The organism is Membranihabitans marinus, from assembly GCF_021729155.1.
Taxonomy (GTDB): domain Bacteria; phylum Bacteroidota; class Bacteroidia; order Chitinophagales; family Saprospiraceae; genus Membranihabitans; species Membranihabitans marinus.
This window is the reverse complement of sequence record NZ_JAJQYA010000005.1, coordinates 93337-111135: the sequence shown is the minus strand read 5'-3', so window position 1 is coordinate 111135 and position 17799 is coordinate 93337. Positions and strand designations below refer to the sequence as shown.

Annotated in this window: 17 protein-coding genes; 10 read left to right on the top strand and 7 right to left on the bottom strand. The window is 38.5% G+C overall.

What is annotated here, in order from left to right:
- Positions 1-17: 17 nt before the first annotated feature.
- Positions 18-404, bottom strand: a complete 387-nt coding sequence (gene rpsI, locus LVD51_RS05125) for a 30S ribosomal protein S9 (RefSeq protein WP_236970121.1) — start codon at positions 402-404, stop codon at positions 18-20.
- A gap of 3 nt (positions 405-407) precedes the next feature.
- A complete protein-coding gene (gene rplM / locus LVD51_RS05120; RefSeq protein WP_236970120.1) occupies positions 408-851 on the bottom strand; it encodes a 50S ribosomal protein L13 in 444 nt (147 codons plus the stop codon).
- A gap of 406 nt (positions 852-1257) precedes the next feature.
- Here rplM and LVD51_RS05115 point away from each other — a divergent pair, with 406 nt between their 5' ends.
- The 7 genes from LVD51_RS05115 to polA all read left to right on the top strand — a co-directional run bounded on the left by LVD51_RS05115 (position 1258) and on the right by polA (position 10014).
- A complete protein-coding gene (locus tag LVD51_RS05115; protein ID WP_236970119.1) occupies positions 1258-2256 on the top strand; it encodes a beta/alpha barrel domain-containing protein in 999 nt (332 codons plus the stop codon).
- A gap of 7 nt (positions 2257-2263) precedes the next feature.
- Positions 2264-3583, top strand: coding sequence for a hydroxymethylglutaryl-CoA reductase, degradative (locus LVD51_RS05110; RefSeq protein ID WP_236970118.1), 1320 nt, complete (start codon positions 2264-2266; stop codon positions 3581-3583).
- Positions 3584-4005: 422 nt separating this feature from the next.
- Complete coding sequence (locus tag LVD51_RS05105) at positions 4006-4596, top strand: RNA polymerase sigma factor (protein WP_262912724.1); 591 nt, start codon at positions 4006-4008, stop codon at positions 4594-4596.
- Positions 4589-4798: a hypothetical protein gene (locus LVD51_RS05100; RefSeq protein ID WP_236970116.1), complete on the top strand. Its 210-nt coding sequence runs from the start codon at positions 4589-4591 to the stop codon at positions 4796-4798. The genes LVD51_RS05105 and LVD51_RS05100 overlap by 8 nt, the downstream gene beginning before the upstream one ends.
- Before the next feature lie 14 nt (positions 4799-4812).
- A complete protein-coding gene (locus tag LVD51_RS05095) occupies positions 4813-5679 on the top strand; it encodes a mechanosensitive ion channel family protein (protein WP_236970115.1) in 867 nt (288 codons plus the stop codon).
- Positions 5663-6718, top strand: coding sequence for a DUF3078 domain-containing protein (locus tag LVD51_RS05090; protein WP_236970114.1), 1056 nt, complete (start codon positions 5663-5665; stop codon positions 6716-6718). The genes LVD51_RS05095 and LVD51_RS05090 overlap by 17 nt, the downstream gene beginning before the upstream one ends.
- A 515-nt stretch (positions 6719-7233) precedes the next feature.
- Complete coding sequence (polA, locus tag LVD51_RS05085) at positions 7234-10014, top strand: DNA polymerase I (RefSeq protein WP_236970113.1); 2781 nt, start codon at positions 7234-7236, stop codon at positions 10012-10014.
- A gap of 128 nt (positions 10015-10142) precedes the next feature.
- Here polA and LVD51_RS05080 read toward each other — a convergent pair whose 3' ends face one another.
- Genes LVD51_RS05080 through LVD51_RS05065 form a run of 4 tightly spaced genes read right to left on the bottom strand, consistent with a single transcriptional unit; the run spans position 10143 to position 14137 of the window.
- Complete coding sequence (locus LVD51_RS05080) at positions 10143-11492, bottom strand: DUF1593 domain-containing protein (RefSeq protein ID WP_236970112.1); 1350 nt, start codon at positions 11490-11492, stop codon at positions 10143-10145.
- Positions 11493-11500: 8 nt separating this feature from the next.
- On the bottom strand, positions 11501-12049 hold the full coding sequence (locus LVD51_RS05075; RefSeq protein ID WP_236970111.1) for a LutC/YkgG family protein: 549 nt from the start codon (positions 12047-12049) through the stop codon (positions 11501-11503).
- Positions 12042-13415: a lactate utilization protein B gene (locus LVD51_RS05070; RefSeq protein ID WP_236970110.1), complete on the bottom strand. Its 1374-nt coding sequence runs from the start codon at positions 13413-13415 to the stop codon at positions 12042-12044. The genes LVD51_RS05075 and LVD51_RS05070 overlap by 8 nt, the downstream gene beginning before the upstream one ends.
- Positions 13415-14137, bottom strand: coding sequence for a (Fe-S)-binding protein (locus tag LVD51_RS05065; RefSeq protein WP_236970109.1), 723 nt, complete (start codon positions 14135-14137; stop codon positions 13415-13417). Before LVD51_RS05065 ends, LVD51_RS05070 begins: the two co-directional genes overlap by 1 nt.
- 315 nt (positions 14138-14452) lie before the next feature.
- Between LVD51_RS05065 and LVD51_RS05060 the strand changes: the two genes are divergently transcribed.
- The 3 genes from LVD51_RS05060 to LVD51_RS05050 are packed head-to-tail and all read left to right on the top strand — an operon-like array spanning position 14453 to position 16291.
- Complete coding sequence (locus LVD51_RS05060) at positions 14453-15046, top strand: LemA family protein (RefSeq protein ID WP_236970108.1); 594 nt, start codon at positions 14453-14455, stop codon at positions 15044-15046.
- Positions 15046-15504 (top strand): TPM domain-containing protein, encoded by a 459-nt coding sequence (locus tag LVD51_RS05055; protein ID WP_236970107.1) that lies wholly within the window; start codon positions 15046-15048, stop codon positions 15502-15504. The genes LVD51_RS05060 and LVD51_RS05055 overlap by 1 nt, the downstream gene beginning before the upstream one ends.
- The gene (locus LVD51_RS05050) at positions 15473-16291 is read left to right on the top strand and encodes a TPM domain-containing protein (RefSeq protein ID WP_236970219.1); all 819 of its coding nucleotides are present in this window, start codon (positions 15473-15475) and stop codon (positions 16289-16291) included. The genes LVD51_RS05055 and LVD51_RS05050 overlap by 32 nt, the downstream gene beginning before the upstream one ends.
- A 485-nt stretch (positions 16292-16776) precedes the next feature.
- Here LVD51_RS05050 and LVD51_RS05045 read toward each other — a convergent pair whose 3' ends face one another.
- Complete coding sequence (locus LVD51_RS05045) at positions 16777-17694, bottom strand: IS1595 family transposase (protein WP_236970106.1); 918 nt, start codon at positions 17692-17694, stop codon at positions 16777-16779.
- Positions 17695-17799 lie beyond the last annotated feature (105 nt).

The window sequence follows — 17799 nt, the reverse complement described above, 5'->3', positions numbered from 1 at the left end:
ATAAAAAATGGAATAAATTAACGCTTACTAAACTGGAAGCTCTTTCTCGCTTTTGGTTTACCGTATTTCTTACGTTCAACAACACGAGAATCTCTAGTAAGATATTTCTTGTCTTTCAACGGCTTCTTAAAGTCTTCATTCAACTTCACTAAAGCTCTTGAAATACCCAATCTTACTGCTTCAGCTTGGCCTTTAAATCCACCACCATCAACATTGATTTTAAAATCAAGCTCTGGACCTAATTCTACGGTTTGGAGTGGTTCCAACACCTTATTCTGAACATGTTTTTGCGGAAAATATACTTCCAATGATTTTCCGTTAATAACCAATTTGCCACTTCCTTTTTTCATAAAGATTCGAGCAACTGATGCTTTTCTTCTGCCAACTGCATTTATGATTTCCATAGATTAAAATTTAAACGCTTGAGGTTTTTGTGCTGAATGAGCGTGCTCAGTACCAGCATAAACAAATAATTTTTTGTACATTTTTCTTCCCAATTTAGTTTTAGGAAGCATCCCTTTCACAGCACTCTCAATGATACGATCTGGAAATTTAGCCAACATTTCTTGAGCTGGTCTTCTTTTTTGACCTCCGGTGTAGCCCGAATAAGTAATATATTCTTTTTGAGCCCATTTGCTCCCTGTGAATTTAACTTTATCGGCGTTCAGTACAATTACAAAGTCCCCAGCATCCATGTGCGGAGAATATGTCGGTTTGTGCTTACCGCGCAATACTGTCGCTATCTTAGTGGCCAACCGACCCACGGTTTCGCCTTCTGCATCCACTACAAACCATTCTCTCTGAATGTTTTCGTTGGTTGGATATTGTGTTTTGTAACTTACTTTACTCATTTTTATACTTTTGATAAAAGGTAATATGCCTTTGTTTTTGCGCTGCAAATGTATTTTTTTATTTTGACAATTTCAAATTATTTGAAAAATATTTTCTACGTCAATCTACATAACAAATTGAAATACAGTATAATTTTCGCACTACTTGCTAGGATACCTGATATTTACATGTCAATACAAAGTGGTAGTTTTGGCCTATTGACACCGTATACATCCTCTATTTACTACTATCTATACTCTTGATTGACAACTACATATTGACAGAGGTCTTAATTTCTTCATTTTACATCCATTGGCTCAAGAAGATAGGACTTCGCTGCGAGGTATTAAAATTAAGTTTTTCCAATATAAATTTGAAATTACAGTACTTTTATCTTTTTTTACCTAATATTATTTAAGTACTGCATTGGAAGACAGAAAAAAAGACCATATCGCCTTAGCCTTCGAATCTCAATTGGGCATTAACCAATTGGACAACAGATTTTATTATGAACCTCTGTTAGCGGCACATCCTGGCGACATAGATTTTCAACTCAATGTAGGAGGTAAAAAAGTTCGCTCCCCATTCTGGGTATCCAGTATGACAGGGGGCACTCAAAAAGCTGGATATATTAATCGAAACCTCGCAAAAGCCTGCGCCCAATACGGTATGGGAATGGGATTGGGCAGTTGTCGAATATTACTGGATAGTCCGGAATATTTTGAAGATTTCAATCTCCGCCCCATCATAGGTAATGACCTCCCTTTGTTTGCCAATATCGGTATAGCCCAATTAGAAAATGCCCTCGAGGAACCCATTTTATCTGATTGGCTGAATTTATTGGACAAGCTGGACGTAGACGGATTAATAGTCCATGTCAACCCATTGCAAGAATGGATGCAACCGGAGGGAGACTTTATAAAACATCCACCGATAGAGACCATTGAAGCAGCACTAGGTCTGTATCCATATCCCATTATTGTTAAGGAAGTAGGTCAGGGTTTTGGTTTACAAAGCATCCAAAAACTGTGTAAACTTCCATTGGAAGCCATTGATTTTGGAGCCAATGGAGGCACAAATTTTACCTTATTAGAACTTTTAAGAGCTGACGAATTGCGGGCTAAAATCTTTGGCCCCGTAGCACAAATAGGGCATAGTGCAGAGGAAATGGTAGATATGGTCAACAGTATTGCCGATCAAGATTCAAATGACATCGCCTTCGATAAAATCATCATTTCCGGTGGGATCAAACATTTTTTGGATGGGTATTATTTACATGAAAAATCCATTCTTCCAGCCCTAATCGGTCAAGCATCAACGATGTTGACCTATGCATTGGATTCTTTTGAAGAACTGGATCGTTTTTTACATCTCCAACACCAAGGTTGGACATTATGTAAAAGTTATCTAACTTTAAAAAAATAACTTAGACTTGACACAAGCTATTCCACATACGGTTCAAGGATTCTCTAAAATGAGTAAAGAGAAAAAACTGAAATGGTTAGAAAACCACTTCTTGTCAGAATATCCTGAATCGATAGAAATATTGAAGAAATACACATTGGCCGATGCCAATGATCAGATAATATACGATCGGATTGCCGAAAATCCTGTGGCCAACTACACACTGCCCTATGGCATAGCTCCCAATTTTGTCATCAATGACAAGGCCTATGCCATTCCCATGGTTACCGAAGAAAGTTCAGTCATAGCGGCGGCTGCAGGTGCGGCCAAATTTTGGATGAACAGGGGTGGGTTTCAGTGCAAGGTAATCGATAGTGTCAAGCTAGGACAGATCCATTTTTATTGGAATGGGGATTATGAGACTCTCTTTTCTTTAAAATCAATCTTTTTAGAAAAATTAAAAACTCTGTCGAAATCCCTGACTGAGAATATGGAGAAAAGAGGAGGTGGTATTCTTGATTTGGAATTAAAACGCTTCCCTGAAGAACCGGGGTATTACCAATTTTTAATACATTTCAATACCTGTAATTCAATGGGAGCTAATTTCATCAACAGTATTTTGGAAAATTATGCTCAAAATCTAAAGGATATTTTTTTGGACTTACTTCCGCAATCGACTTCTTCTCCTGAAATCGTCATGTCAATACTGTCCAACTACACGCCAGATTGCTTGGTTCGAGCAGAAGTATCCTGTCCGATTGACGAGCTGCAGTCGAAACACTTATCGGGGAAAGAATTTTGTGAAAAATTCTCCAGAGCTATTAAAATTGCCGAAATAGATACCTATAGAGCGACCACACATAATAAAGGTATCATGAATGGCATCGACGCCGTAGTGATGGCCACGGGAAACGATTTCCGAGCTATAGAGGCCTCGGCTCATGCCTATGCTGCCAAAGAGGGAAAATACCAAAGTCTCAGCCATTGTAGGATTGAGGATGGACATTTCTATTTCTGGATGGACATTCCCATTGCAGTGGGCACGGTAGGAGGATTGACCAACATCCATCCTTTGGCTCATATTTCCTTGCAAATATTGGGACAACCCAGTGCGGAGAACCTCATGCAAATCATTGCCAGTGCAGGACTTGCCCAAAATTTTGCCGCTGTAAAATCTCTGATTACTACCGGCATTCAACAAGGCCATATGAAGATGCATCTATTAAACATTCTTAACCATATTAAGAGCAGTAACGAAGAAACCCAACAGGCCGTGGCCTATTTCAAAGATAAGGTTGTGTCATTTTCCGCGGTGAGAAATTACATACTCGCTATTCGAAATGATTAAATAAATAGGATATCCCAATAAGTAAGCACAAATTGTCAAAGATCAAAGAATAAATCTTAAATTTGACTACAGTTAATAAATTGGAAACTTTTCCATCAATTTTAGCTCACAATACCGATATTCTAATAAAATAACGGCTAGACTAAAGGAGATTTTTGCAGAAAATAACCATGCAATGGGATTCAATGGACTTAACTTACTTAATAAAACAAATTGAAGTAAAAAGACTTCGATTAAACTAGCGTAATCAAGAGCATTAAGGTATCTTTTTATCTTTACTGTGGAATCGTTTTATCGGATTCACCATATAAAGTTTTATTCAAAGGGTAACTTTTAGATTTTTTTTACGTCTAAATTATAGTATTTTTGCTGGTGATCTTGAATATTAATTTATTGAGTTCGCCGTAAGAAACTGAACAGCCCTGGAAAGTATAAAACAACATAGTGATGAAGAACTAGTTGCTGCCTATATTAAAACTAAGCAGCAAATCTACTTTAATGATATCTACAACAGATACTCTAACAAGATATATGCTAAATGCTTATTCTTGCTAAAAAATGAAGACCTTGCTGAGAATGCAACTCATGATATATTTATTAAATTACTCCTTAAGATATCCAACTTCTCCAACAAATCTCGATTTTCGACTTGGGTATATTCAATAACATACAACTATTGTATTGACCAAATTCGAAAAAAAGACAAAATGAGGACGGTTGAAATTGAGGATTTTATGCTAGACTCTAGCAATGGTAGTGACGACGTAGAAATTTCAGACGCTGAAATTTTGGAATTGGAGATTGAAAAACTGGAAGTACTTCTCGATAAAATTAGTCAAAATGACAAAATAATTTTACTAATGAAATATCAAGATGAAATGTCTGTGAAAGAGATCGCTGAATATTACAATGCCAGTGAGAGTGCAATTAAAATGAGAATCAAAAGAAGTAAAGAGCGTGTGCGGAATATGGCCAAAGATTATGAAAAAGTAAATTTCATAAGTGATGAATAATTTCAAATTACTCGAAAAGAAAACCCTAGAAAATCATAGACCACTGTCTAATGATCTAAAAAGAAAAATTTCATCAGAAATTAGTCTCATGAAATTTATGGCCGAAACTATCGATTTACTATTACCTAAAACCTTACAAACCATCACTACCTTCCTTGTCGGAGAAAAACCACTAGACAAAAAAACAAACGATAAAAAATAATAAATACTCTACCCATGAAAGAAACTAACTTTGGCTTAGGGCAAACTCAAATATTCGACATATTCGGGGAGTCCTTAAGATCTATTGCCGCGATTTTGCCTAGTCTGGCTGCCGTAATCCTCATCCTCCTCTTCGGCTATTTATTTGCAAAAATGTTTTCTAAATTAGTTGCCAAAGCCATCTCTAAATCGGGTATTGACCGACAAGCGGAAAAACTCAATAACATTGAGTTGTTTTCTTCCACCAATATCAAAGTAGTCCCCAGTATCCTGTTGAGCAAGTTGTTTTACTATCTCTGTATGCTTTTTGTAATCATTGCTGCGGCCGACTTAATCAACATGCCCACGATTACCCAGATTATTCGAGATGTAATCAATCTAATCCCTCAGTTGCTGACTGCATTGTTTATTATCTTGTTCGGTATTTTTGTCAGTGATGCCCTCCGAAAAATTGTTCAATCCACCTGTGAGTCATTGGGCATACCGTCTTCAAAATTAATTAGTGGATTTGTATTTTACTTTTTGATCATCAATATTTTGTTGACAGCTCTAGAACAAGCAGGTATTGAGACTCAATCGCTTTCACAAAACATTAGCCTCCTTATCGGTGGTCTAATTTTGGCATTTGCCATTGGTTATGGATTGGCCTCTAAAGATATATTTGCGAATATTCTTAATAGTTATTATAATCGTGAACTTTTTCAAATCGGCGACGTCATTCGTTGGAAAGAATATCAGGGAACTGTTATAGATCTCGATCGATCTCGAATAACTCTCGAAATAGATCAAAGTGAATCTGTAATTATTCCTATGAATAAACTTTCAAGAGAAGAAATCGTCGTTATAAAATCAATAAATTATACAAATGATCTTAAGAATTAGTTTTGCTTTATTATTCTTTGTCGGATTGAGTCAGATTTCGAACGCTCAAATGGACAATGGTAAAAGAATGGCCGAATTACAAAATGCCGTAAATACGAAAAACGATACTATGGGCTGGCTTATTGGTGGGGGTATCGGCCTCGACATTGGACAGCTGGCTTTTGTCAACCCCAAATTGGGTTCTGGAGAAAACAGATTTGGTCTAGGTGGAGCGTTGACCTACTTCGCCAACCTTACCGACAAAAGATTGACATGGTCCAACAATATTTCCTTTAATATGGCCATGCAAAAACTGGGTACCGGACTGATTAGAGCCAATTCAGATGAAAAAATACCATTCCAAAAAAGTATCGATGAATTGAGATTAAATTCGAAATTGGGCTTTTCTGTGTCAGAAAAATCTAAATTTAACTACGCCATCGACTTCGGGTTTTTATCTCAATTAACGCCTACCCACATTAGTTCTGTCGATGGGGGTAATTACGTTAAAAACATAGACATCTTAGAAACCAGACTCAGTGCAAAATTATTTTCTCCAGCCACAATAACCTTAGGGGTAGGTATCGATTACAAACCCAATAAGAGTTGGTCTATCTACCTATCTCCCATCACTTACAAAGGAGTAATCGTAGCCGATGACGAAATCGCAGCCCTAGGTATCCATGGTAACCCTTGGACCAGTGCCACAGATTTCCAAAATGCCGACAATCAAATGGGGGGATTGCTAAAAGTGGGTTATTCCGGTAGCCTAATCCCCAAACGAATATCTTATTCCTCGACTCTGGCCCTGTTCTCCAACTACCTTAACAATCCTCAAAACATTGATGTAGACTGGGTAAATGAATTGTCCTTCAACATCTACAAAGGACTACAACTCAGCGTATTGGCCAACGTATTCTACGATGACGATGTCAATGTACAATTTTCTGACAAGAATGCTGTAGGAGGTATTGAAAGAGATGACGAAGGGAATCCTGTAATCGGTCAAAGAGTGAGTTTTACTCAACAAATTCTGCTAAAATATATTTATACCTTCTAAGATTCAAAATCTATTTTTCAAATCTTATTCCAAAAAAAGGGATGGAAATCTATACTTTCCATCCCTTTTTTCATTTACATTAGTATATTGATAATTCGGTAATACGAAATACATTTTATAATGACGGGTAAGATTTTGAAAATATTTGAAGTTAGACGAGGCTACGACTGAACAAAATTGCTCTTTGAGCAATCAAAGGTCGTAAATCGACCTTTGACGAAGATGACCGAACAAAATGCGCAGCATCATTGATCCTTAATGGATCAATGGTGAGGGAACCGAAACCTCAGTGTTTCGGGTGGGTAGGCCACTGTGCCGAGGCGTGATTGCCCTGGAATTCCTTGTTAAGATACTACTACTGGTATAGCATTACGTCTTAATCCACAATATTTAAGCCGCAATGCATTGCGACTCTACAATAAATCGAAAGATTACCGTTAATTATAAATGTAATTCGTATAAAAAATAGATTTACCAAAATTCACTGTGGACAACACATATTAAGATATAATATCATGAAAAATTCAGGAGACAAAGTTTTATATATTTTAGATGGACATGCATTGGTTTTTAGAGCCCATTACGCCTTTATTAATCGCCCCCTCATCAATTCCAAAGGTCTGAATACTTCGGCCATTACCGGTTTTGTTCGATCACTATGGGATATCATCGTACACAGACAACCCACCCATCTGGCGGTTTCCTTTGATGTGAGTAATGTCACCTTTCGAAACGAACTTTACCCTGAATACAAAGCCAATCGAGATGCCACACCAGAAGATATAAGAATTGCCTTCCCCTATATCAAGGATATAGTAGATGCTTTCAATATTCCCATCCTTTCCCTTGACAACTATGAAGCAGATGACGTCATAGGAACCATCTCTAAACAAGCGGAGAAAGAGGGCTTTCAAGTATATATGGTTACTCCAGATAAAGATTTTGGTCAGTTGGTCAGTGAAAACATTAAAATTTTCAAACCCTCAAGACAAGGCAATGGCGTGGAAATAATGGGTATTCAAGAAGTCCTCGACAAATGGGACATCAATCGAGTAGACCAAGTCATTGATATGATAGGTCTGCAAGGAGATAGCGTGGACAACATTCCAGGAATACCAGGTGTGGGGCCTAAGACCGCAGCAAAACTACTCAAAGAATACGATACCGTTGAAAATCTACTCCAAAGTACCGATCAATTAAAAGGAAAATTGAAGCAAAATCTAGAAAATTTTGCCGAGCAAGGACTGCTTTCCAAAAAATTGGCCGTTATAGACATCAACGCCCCAATTGAATTTAACGCTGAAGCGACTAAAATACAAAACGCCAACAAATCTAAATTGTCTAAGTTATTCGCCGAACTCGAGTTTAGAACCTTGGCCAATTCCGTTCTCGGAGAACAACCGGCCGGTGTACAACAAGCTCTGTTCAACGAAACTACAGCACCAAAGGTATCTGCATCGCCCATCATGCACACCATGGCTCCCAATGACATCAGTAATACCGAACATCAATACGACCTCGTATCAGCAGATGAGATTTCATCATTATTGGAAGTTTTAAATAAAGCGACCATTGTGTGTTTTGATACTGAAACCACATCAGTGAATGCCATGGAGGCCGAAATGGTTGGCTTGAGTTTTTGTGTGGAATCAAATAAGGCCTATTATGTCTCTGCACCTGTAGGATTCAAAGCCTGCCAAGCATTCCTCGCCGCATTTAAACCCATGTTTGAAAACAAAGCCATTTCCAAGATTGGCCAAAACATAAAATACGACCTCCTCATTCTCAAAAAATACGGAATCGAAGTAGAAGGCGTGCTGCTAGATACCATGGTCATGCACTATCTTGTCCATCCTGAACTGAGACACAACATGGATTTTTTAGCCCAAACCTATTTGGCCTATGATACTATTTCCTATGATGAATTAACAGAAAAAAAAGGTAGAAAACAGCTTAAACTAAGAGACGTCGACATCAATAAACTCACCGATTATGCCGCTGAAGATGCCGATATAACCTTTCAATTAGAGGAAAAAATTCGTCCCGAACTCGAAGAATCAGGAATGTTAAAACTATACATGGATATTGAGCAACCCCTCATCCAAGTTTTAGCCCAAATGGAATACAATGGAATCAGGTTGGACGGTCCTTTTTTAAACGAGTATTCAAAAAAATTAAATATTGAAATTTTACAAACCGAAGAAGCCATATACAAAGCGGCTGAAGCCCAGTTTAATATCGGCAGTCCCAAGCAAGTAGGAGAAATTCTATTCGACAAACTTTCCATTCCCTACCGTTGGAAAAAAACCAAAACAGGTCAATATTCTACAGATGAAGACAAATTATCTGAACTGGCCGTAGAACACGACATCGTCAATAAAATACTAGAATACAGAGGATTGGCCAAACTAAAATCCACATATGTAGATGCATTACCCAAATTAATCAACAAACAAACTGGACGTATCCACAGTAGCTTCAACCAAGCCCTAGCGGCCACGGGTAGGCTGAGTTCAAACAATCCCAATCTACAGAATATCCCCATTAAGACTGAAGCGGGCAGAAAAGTCCGTCAAGCCTTTATTCCTCAAAATAAGGACTACGTATTGCTTGCTGCGGATTATTCTCAAATCGAATTGAGACTGATTGCCCATATGAGCAATGATGAAGCCATGTTGGAAGCCTTCCAAAACAATTTGGATATTCACAGAGCAACTGCTGCCAAGGTATATGAAGTGCCCTATGAAGAAGTTACAGCAACCCAAAGAAGAAATGCCAAAACCGTCAATTTTAGTATTATTTATGGAGCCGGAGCCACGAATTTATCTAGACAACTAGGCATTAAAAGAACCGAAGCCACCTCACTGATCAATGCCTATTTCAATCAATATCAAGGGCTAAAAACCTATATGGACAAAACGGTTGAATTCGCTAGAGAACACGGTTATGTGGAAACCTTATTAGGACGTAAAAGAACACTGAGAGATATTAATTCAAAGAATGGCATGGCCAAAAGTGGAGCTGAGCGGGTAGCCATCAACACTCCGATTCAAGGGACGGCAGCCGATATGATCAAAATAGCTATGATAAATATTCATGCTGAAATGGGACGATTAAATTTAAAATCCAAATTGGTCCTTCAGGTGCATGATGAATTGGTATTTGATGTATACAAACCAGAATTGGAAACTTTACAGGCTATGGTTATTGAAAAAATGAAGTCGGCTATCCCCGATCTCAATGTGCCTATTTTGGTAGAAGCTGGTATCGGTGAAAATTGGTTGCAAGCCCATTAGCCTCCCACTTTTACCAAATGAAAATAAATTAGTCGGTTAGATTTCGATGGACCATAACTAAAACAAATCATTTGTAAGCATGTAAACCTATTCGATATTCGAAAGAAAGAGTCATCATATATCCATGACTATTCAACTATTTCCAAAATAGCCCGCCGATAACTGGTCAATGAAGGACTCCCTGAGTCCCTTACCCGCAAAACAACGTGGATGTCACTGCCTTGCTCGGGAATCCAAATCTTTATTGATTTATCATTCTTGGCTATCTTATAACGGATGTTAAGGTGGCCATTAATCTCACTGTATACCTTCCAGTCGAAGAATAAATCCTGACCATCAGGCTCTTTTTCCTTTAATTCTGGGTGAACTTTCAACACCAACTTTGATCCAGCGGCCACCTTTCGACGATATATCTGGCCACCATTGTCATCGTTAAATGAGGCAATAGGATGGCGATTCACTTCATTGGGCAATTTAATACAGCGTTGTAAGCGAACTAAGAAGTCATTTTGAAAATCTAATCTCCATTGGGAAACCGAATGTCTTTCATTAGCTACACCATCCACGAAATCAGGGGCATCGATATATAAATTCGGTCTAATCGAACGGTATCGGCCACCCCAGCCCCCCCAATCAGGACGAATATCAACATTTAACCCATTGGGGATCAAGCCCAAAAATGCAGGACTATCTCCTTCTTTCATCCCAATAGTACCATGTCCATTCACAGGATAAGTCTCACTGAGCGCACCATGACCATGAATATACTTTTTCACCCATTCATTGTCTTGCATGGATTGATCGCCCGTCATATACATCCCTCTAAATGAAGCTAATTCACGAACACCATAAGGGCCCATATAAGCAAATCCATCGGCGACAAAATGAATTTTGGGAAAGTTCTTTAATATGTATTCTCTATGACCATCTTGATCCCCAATAGCATGAACTTGAATTTTATCACAAAAATTATTTAATTCACTTTCACTTCTATTTTCTTTTACCTTCCACAGTGCTTGAGCCAATTCTCGTTGACCTCCCCATATTGCAACATGGATGATGTCATCTGTATTGTCTACCACTTCGATAATATGATTGGAAGCTGGAGTATCGAATCCTTGCCCTAACGGCTGTGGATTGCCTAGCCCATTTCTGACAAGGGACAACAAATGTTCTGGATGTGGATAATCTATAGAATGCTTTAGCAACATTGAATAATCACGGCCATAGGCCTGCAATTGCTTATTTAAAATTTCTGGTTTAACATCGTGACCGTGTCCCAAACGACTGGTAATGCAAAATCCTTTGATGTCTATTACATCGGAATACAACAGAAGTCTCACCATGGATTGTTCATCATCGGTATCTCCTCCAATGTCGGTCAACACTATCAATTGGGGTTTGGATTGACCATTTGCTTGATTAGCAAATACAAGGATCGCAGTCATCCACATCAAAACGAAGATAGACTTTATCATATTTATTGTTATTTATACATCCATACTTCCATTTTGGAAGGTCCATGAGCACCTCGAACCAAAACCTGAGCTATATCAGCCGTTGCAGACGGTCCAGCGATAAATACACCAAATCCATGATTAGCAATATCTAACTGAGCATAGGCTTGATGCATATTGTAGCATAAGTTTGACTGGGGAAGCACCACTATCAACCTAAATCCCAAAAATGGAATAGCTCTATCGGGCAACAAATCGGTGTTGACATAAACCGCTGCATTTTCTGCTACCGCAATTTCTCCTCGAACAATGGTAGTATGTGGTTCTACTTCAGATGTCTGGAGATTAGTATTTGACAAATAAGATCGATTGTTGTTATCCTCTAGGCATTGACCTACTTCTTCGATCACCGAATCGTAATTGGGAAACAATTTTAATTCACCACCTATATTGGACAAGGCTACCCCAAATCTTTCTATTAGATCTTCAGGAAGGTCAAATGATGGAATACCAGGATGAGGACTAGAAATGGGTTGGTTTTTCTTAACCTTATTTAAAATTGCTGTTCTATTATCCATTCTTTTTATTTTTAATATACCATTCTCTAAAACTCTCTTTTGGAGGGTTAGGTAGTTCTCTACCTTTAGTCCATTTAGGGACCATGGCATTAGCGAGTTTGGGAAAATAGTTTAAAAACTTACGTGCCCCCCACCCTGACAAACGATACCATTGACCTTTTGACAAAACAGTACTTCCTATTTTCATAGGCAAGGATTTGGACTTAGCAACTTGACCACTTTCCACAATAACCTCCCTCCATTTAAGCAGTTGGCCATGAATGTCTATTTTTACGGGACAAACATCAGAACATGATCCACACAAAGATGAAGCAAAGGGCAGGTCGTCATATTGAGTTATGTCTCGGGCTGGAGTGATAATACTCCCTATGGGTCCAGGAACGGTGTAACCATAGCTATGTCCTCCTCCAGAACGATACACAGGACAGGTATTCATACAAGCGCCACAACGAATACATTTTAATGCCGTCCAAAAATCTTCCATTCCCAAATGATCGGAGCGCCCATTGTCAACAATGACAATATGCATTTCCCCCTCTGGCTTGGGTTTGTGATAATGACTCGAATAAGTAGTAATGGGTTGACCAGTAGCACTGCGCCCCAACAATCTCAAAAAAACAGAAAGATCATTCAATTTGGGAATTAACTTTTCAATGCCCATACAATGAATCTGAAGCTTGGCTTTATTGACTCCCAAATCTGCATTGCCTTCGTTGGTGACTATGGTAACCGTACCCGTTTCTGCCACACCAAAATTGACCCCGGTTAAGGCAGCTTCAGCATTCATGAACTTCGTTCTAAGATCCTTCCTCGCTGCCAAAGTCAGGTATTTAGCATCTACATTGTCTTTTTCCGTATTCATGGTTTTGTGAAACAAATCCGATATCTCTTCTTTGGTCTTATGCATGGCAGGAACCACAATATGACTTGGTGGCTCTTTGGCCAACTGTACGATTCGTTCTCCCAAATCCGTGTCGTAAACATCAATTCCGCGTTCCTCCAGATATTGATTCATATGACATTCCTCAGTCAACATCGATTTACTTTTGACGAGGTAGGGTACATTGCGTTCATCTAAGAGTTCATAGACTATTTTATTGAGGTCATCACCGGTCTGAGCCCAGTGAATAATTACCCCATTGGCTTTTGCATTGGCTTCGAATTCTTCCAGATATCCATGAAGATTGGACAGGGTATGCAACTTGATTTTCGAGGCTGTCTCTCTAAGCTCTTCCCATTCATCAATGACGGTGACGGCTCTATCTCGCTTATTCCTCAAATGGATGGCGGCCACATGTTGGGCTTTGGGATGGGCTGACTTATGAATATATTGATCGGCTGCTTTTGCGTGTTTTATTCTCTTCATCAAATTACCATTGCTATTAATTCCGCTAAATGTAAAAATTTCAATCCATCTTTTTGTTTCCTAGAAACCCCTTCCAAATGCATTAGACAAGAGCTATCTATAGAGACCAAATATTCCGCACCATGACTTTGGTGATCGGCCAACCGACGCTGTCCCATATTGACTGAAACTGCATCTTCGAATACTGAAAAGGTACCTCCGAAACCACAACATTCATCCACTTGATCCAATGGCACCCATTCTGCTTGGGGGATGGCATCTATGAAGGGTTGGATAACTGAAAAACCTTCGCCTACGAGTTCGCTCGATTTCCCCAATCTCAATCCCCTTAAAGCGTGACATGAAAAATGAAAACCCACTTTATGGGGAAATGGTTTGGTCATGGTAGGCATCACGTCTTGTTCCGATAAAAACGAAAAAAGCTCATATACTTTTGGATCATTTTCTGTCTTTCCGATACCTGCATGATGGATTAAATGGTGAACACAGCTACCGCTGGGACCTACTACGACATCGTAGTCTTGAAAAACCGATCTAAAGTGATCGGTAACCTTTTCGCCTTCTTTTACAAAACCAGAATTGACCATGGGTTGACCACAGCAAGTCTGATTGAGTGGGAAATCAACTTCATAGCCCAGATTTTCCAATATAGCCAAACTGGCTTTGGCTACACCTGGATAAAATTGATCTACATAACAAGGCACAAATAATGCAATTTTCATTTTATGTTTTTCGATGTTGCTAATTAACTCCTTTTTTCAACTATTTGGAGGTGATATTTCCAAACATAGAACTAATTTACACTTATATTCGATATTAGCTTTCCTATACTGACATAATTGACCAATGATAATTCTGAGATTTTCCAGCAAATTGGAGAAGAATTACAATATAATTTAAGAATCTTAATCTACTAACCGAATTAATTCATCGATAAAAACAAGGCACTTATAGTAAATAATCTATATCTATTGATGTTAATGAAACTTTTACACCTATTTTCGTATTTGTATTGATGAATAATTAATAAAACATAAATGAAAAAATCAAGTTTAATCCTCATTGGAATTGTTGTTGTATTAGGTCTTATCATGTATCAAACCTTTTCTGGTAGTTACAATAAGATGGTAACGATGAATGAAGGTGTTGAAGCCGCCTGGTCGACTGTTGAGACTCAGTACCAAAGACGTACCGATCTATACAGTAGCGTAGTAAGCACTATCAAGGGATCAAAAGATTTTGAGCAAGAGACTTTGACCCAGGTGATTGAAGCTCGTAGTAAAGCCAGTAGTGTTCAAGTGGATGCCAGCAATTTAAGTGCTGAAAAATTGGCAGAATTTCAAAATGCACAAACACAATTGAGCAGTGCCTTTAGTCGATTGATGGTTACCGTGGAGAGATATCCAGATCTCAAAACCACCCAAGCATTCAATGATTTCCAGACTCAAATAGAGGGGACTGAAAATAGGATCAACAAAGCGCGTAATGATTTCAACACAGAAGTAAGGGCTTACAACACATACATTAAAAAGTTTCCTACCAATCTAACGGCCAGCATATTTGGTTTCGATGACAAAGCATATTTTGAAGCCGATGCGGGATCAGAAAAGGCACCTGAAATCAAGTTTTAATGAAGAATCCTTTACTTAGCAGCTACTTTAATAAAGAAGAGAAGAAGGACATTGTAGACGCCATTCGAAAAGCGGAGAAAAACACCTCGGGTGAGATTAGGGTTTATTTTGAAAAGTCGACCAAGGGACAACCGGTATTAGACCGGGCTCTGAAAGCATTTCGAAAATTAAAAATGGACCAGACCGAGCTCAAGAACGGTATTTTATTCTATATCGCTTTTCACGATCATCAATGTGCCATTATTGGAGATAGTGGAATACATTCCATAGTTGGTGATGAATTTTGGGAGAAGGAATTAAAGATAATGCAAACCCACTTTAAGGAAGATCAATATGTACTTGGTCTAACTAAAGCCATTATTCTTGCTGGTGATCGTCTGGCAGAGTATTTTCCTTGGCAAAAAGACGATATAAATGAATTAAGTGATGATATATATTTCGAGGAGGACGAGAAGTAACCATGGATGGGGTATAATTTTGGGGAAGGTATTTTCCTTGGCTATGATACTCTGGTTTATTGGACTATCGACTCCTACTTTTGCGCAGATTCCCAGTCCGCCGAATCCCCCTAGACTGGTCAATGATTTTGAGTCGATACTAAATACAGGACAGGTTCAGCAGTTGGAAAATAAATTGCGGCAATATGCTGATACCACGTCGACGCAAATCGTTGTGGTAACCAGTGGTGATTTGGGAGGATATGACATATCGGAATTTGCCATTGAAATCGGTGATCAATGGGGTGTGGGAAGCAATGACCAAGACAATGGTTTGGTCATCGTTATATCAGATCAAATGCGCAAGGTCTTCATCGCCACCGGTTGGGGGCTAGAAGGCAGTATTCCAGATGTATTGGCAAAACGAATCATCGATCAAAAGATGATTCCCCATTTCAGAAATGGTGATTATTATAGCGGTTTGCAATCGGGCACTGATTTTATCATACAGGTGTTATCCGGCGAATTTGATGCCGATGCTTTGAAAAGCGAAGAAAAGGGACTGCCTATAGGAGCCATTATTTTCATTGTTTTTATTATCCTAATCATTCTGAGTTCATCGGGCAATGGCAATAACAGAGGCGGCAATATCAATCGCAGAGGTTGGAGTGGACCTATCATTATCGGCAACGGCGGTTTCGGCGGCGGTGGCGGATTTGGTGGAGGCGGCTTCGGCGGAGGCGGTGGTGGATTTGGCGGCTTCGGTGGAGGTGGCTTCGGTGGAGGCGGTGCTGGAGGGGGATGGTAATAGTCTCCGATATAAAGATTTTTTATAGCGGCATGTTGATGTAGGAATACGATTATAGCAGCCCAGATGAAATCATCTGGGCAGGCTGAATATATAAGGTGAGGTGGTTTTCTGATACACTGAGGAACTTGGGTAAAAATTACGGATTAGGGAGATAGGTGATAATACCCAATGAATATATAATTGACGATCATATTTTGATTTTGTTTGACATTTTACTTCGTTTAAAACAACCATAATTTAAGCTTTTATCAATAGCTAATCTAGCCTCGATGAATGATCAAACAAATTGTGACACTATCAGCCTCGAACCGTAAACAGTATCAATCTCTGGATTTTATATTATCTCATCACACCTCGCTTTTGAAAAGTCCTGAAAGGACGATATATGTCGGACCAAGACAAAGTCCTATTTAAAGATTTGTAATACGAAATGTATGTGATATCAATTATAAATCCATTTTTATGATTTCTTGAATGCTATTTTAGTTCCAATTAAACGTCTGATTTCCGTGATAGCTAACAATATCCTTATAAGTCCTTGGTTTGTGCTCAACCATACGGTTTAATAAATGATCAAATATCTCCTCTCGCATCCTATTTCGATTGAATCGATAACTGTATTCATTTAAATAATACTGAAGTAATTCTGCATGACCATGCATTCCCCGCAACCAAGCCTTTAAGCTCGATAACATTCTTTTTGACAATCCCATTTGATTTTTTTTGCCATGTTTTTTGGAAAACAAGACATCATATTCTAAACGTAAAGGCTTGTAACTCGACCAATTAGGACAAATAATCCTAGATTTACTCCTAATATAATTTTTTACAAACTTCTTAATTTCAAGACTACTCTTATCCTTACCATAGTAAGCATACATATGGGACACCCCTTTACCTTTTTTTTCAATAGCAATGAATACTCGCTTTTTGACATACTCCACCTTCCCTTTCTTTTCAATTTTCAACTTACCCAAGGTAAAATCCAACAATTCTAAATTCCCCTCCAGTCCCACGGTCTGTTTGCTCTCCATAGCCTGTAAAACTTTCAACCGAAATAACCAACAAGTTTTTTGTTGAATTTGAAGTTTTCGACTCAATTCAGTAGATGAAATACCTTTTTTATTCGTCGATACTAAATAGACTATGAAAAATGCATGAACTAAACTAAACTTAACTTTGTGAAATAACGTATTTGCGGTTACCGATTCTTTGTAACGACAGGACGTACACTGCCTCATATAAGGTTTTCCGCCGCTACAATAATGATGATGATTACATCGCCGACATTTATATGCCTTGCCCCACTTTTTTTCGGCCAAATACTTCTTACAACTTTCCACATCTGGAAATCGCTTTTGAAAGTCTGCAAGTGAGAGGCTTTTAAATTTACCCTCCATGACTTTTGATTTACTTATCGTAAGGTACTGATTTTTAGCTTATCATCAAAATACCTAATCCGTAAATCATCACTCACAACCATCTTCCATCCTCATTCTCCTCCC

What these genes read in the sequence shown, in the direction of transcription:
- rpsI (WP_236970121.1), bottom strand. Translation starts at nt 404, where the DNA reads ATGGAAATCATAAATGCAGTTGGCAGAAGAAAAGCATCAGTTGCTCGA.
- LVD51_RS05065 (WP_236970109.1), bottom strand. Translation starts at nt 14,137, where the DNA reads ATGAAAATTGCATTATTTGTGCCTTGTTATGTAGATCAATTTTATCCA.
- LVD51_RS05070 (WP_236970110.1), bottom strand. Translation starts at nt 13,415, where the DNA reads ATGAAGAGAATAAAACACGCAAAAGCAGCCGATCAATATATTCATAAG.
- LVD51_RS05075 (WP_236970111.1), bottom strand. Translation starts at nt 12,049, where the DNA reads ATGGATAATAGAACAGCAATTTTAAATAAGGTTAAGAAAAACCAACCC.
- LVD51_RS05100 (WP_236970116.1), top strand. Translation starts at nt 4,589, where the DNA reads ATGAATAATTTCAAATTACTCGAAAAGAAAACCCTAGAAAATCATAGA.
- LVD51_RS05095 (WP_236970115.1), top strand. Translation starts at nt 4,813, where the DNA reads ATGAAAGAAACTAACTTTGGCTTAGGGCAAACTCAAATATTCGACATA.
- LVD51_RS05090 (WP_236970114.1), top strand. Translation starts at nt 5,663, where the DNA reads ATGATCTTAAGAATTAGTTTTGCTTTATTATTCTTTGTCGGATTGAGT.
- polA (WP_236970113.1), top strand. Translation starts at nt 7,234, where the DNA reads ATGAAAAATTCAGGAGACAAAGTTTTATATATTTTAGATGGACATGCA.
- LVD51_RS05060 (WP_236970108.1), top strand. Translation starts at nt 14,453, where the DNA reads ATGAAAAAATCAAGTTTAATCCTCATTGGAATTGTTGTTGTATTAGGT.
- LVD51_RS05055 (WP_236970107.1), top strand. Translation starts at nt 15,046, where the DNA reads ATGAAGAATCCTTTACTTAGCAGCTACTTTAATAAAGAAGAGAAGAAG.
- LVD51_RS05045 (WP_236970106.1), bottom strand. Translation starts at nt 17,694, where the DNA reads ATGGAGGGTAAATTTAAAAGCCTCTCACTTGCAGACTTTCAAAAGCGA.
- rplM (WP_236970120.1), bottom strand. Translation starts at nt 851, where the DNA reads ATGAGTAAAGTAAGTTACAAAACACAATATCCAACCAACGAAAACATT.
- LVD51_RS05050 (WP_236970219.1), top strand. Translation starts at nt 15,473, where the DNA reads ATGATATATATTTCGAGGAGGACGAGAAGTAACCATGGATGGGGTATA.
- LVD51_RS05080 (WP_236970112.1), bottom strand. Translation starts at nt 11,492, where the DNA reads ATGATAAAGTCTATCTTCGTTTTGATGTGGATGACTGCGATCCTTGTA.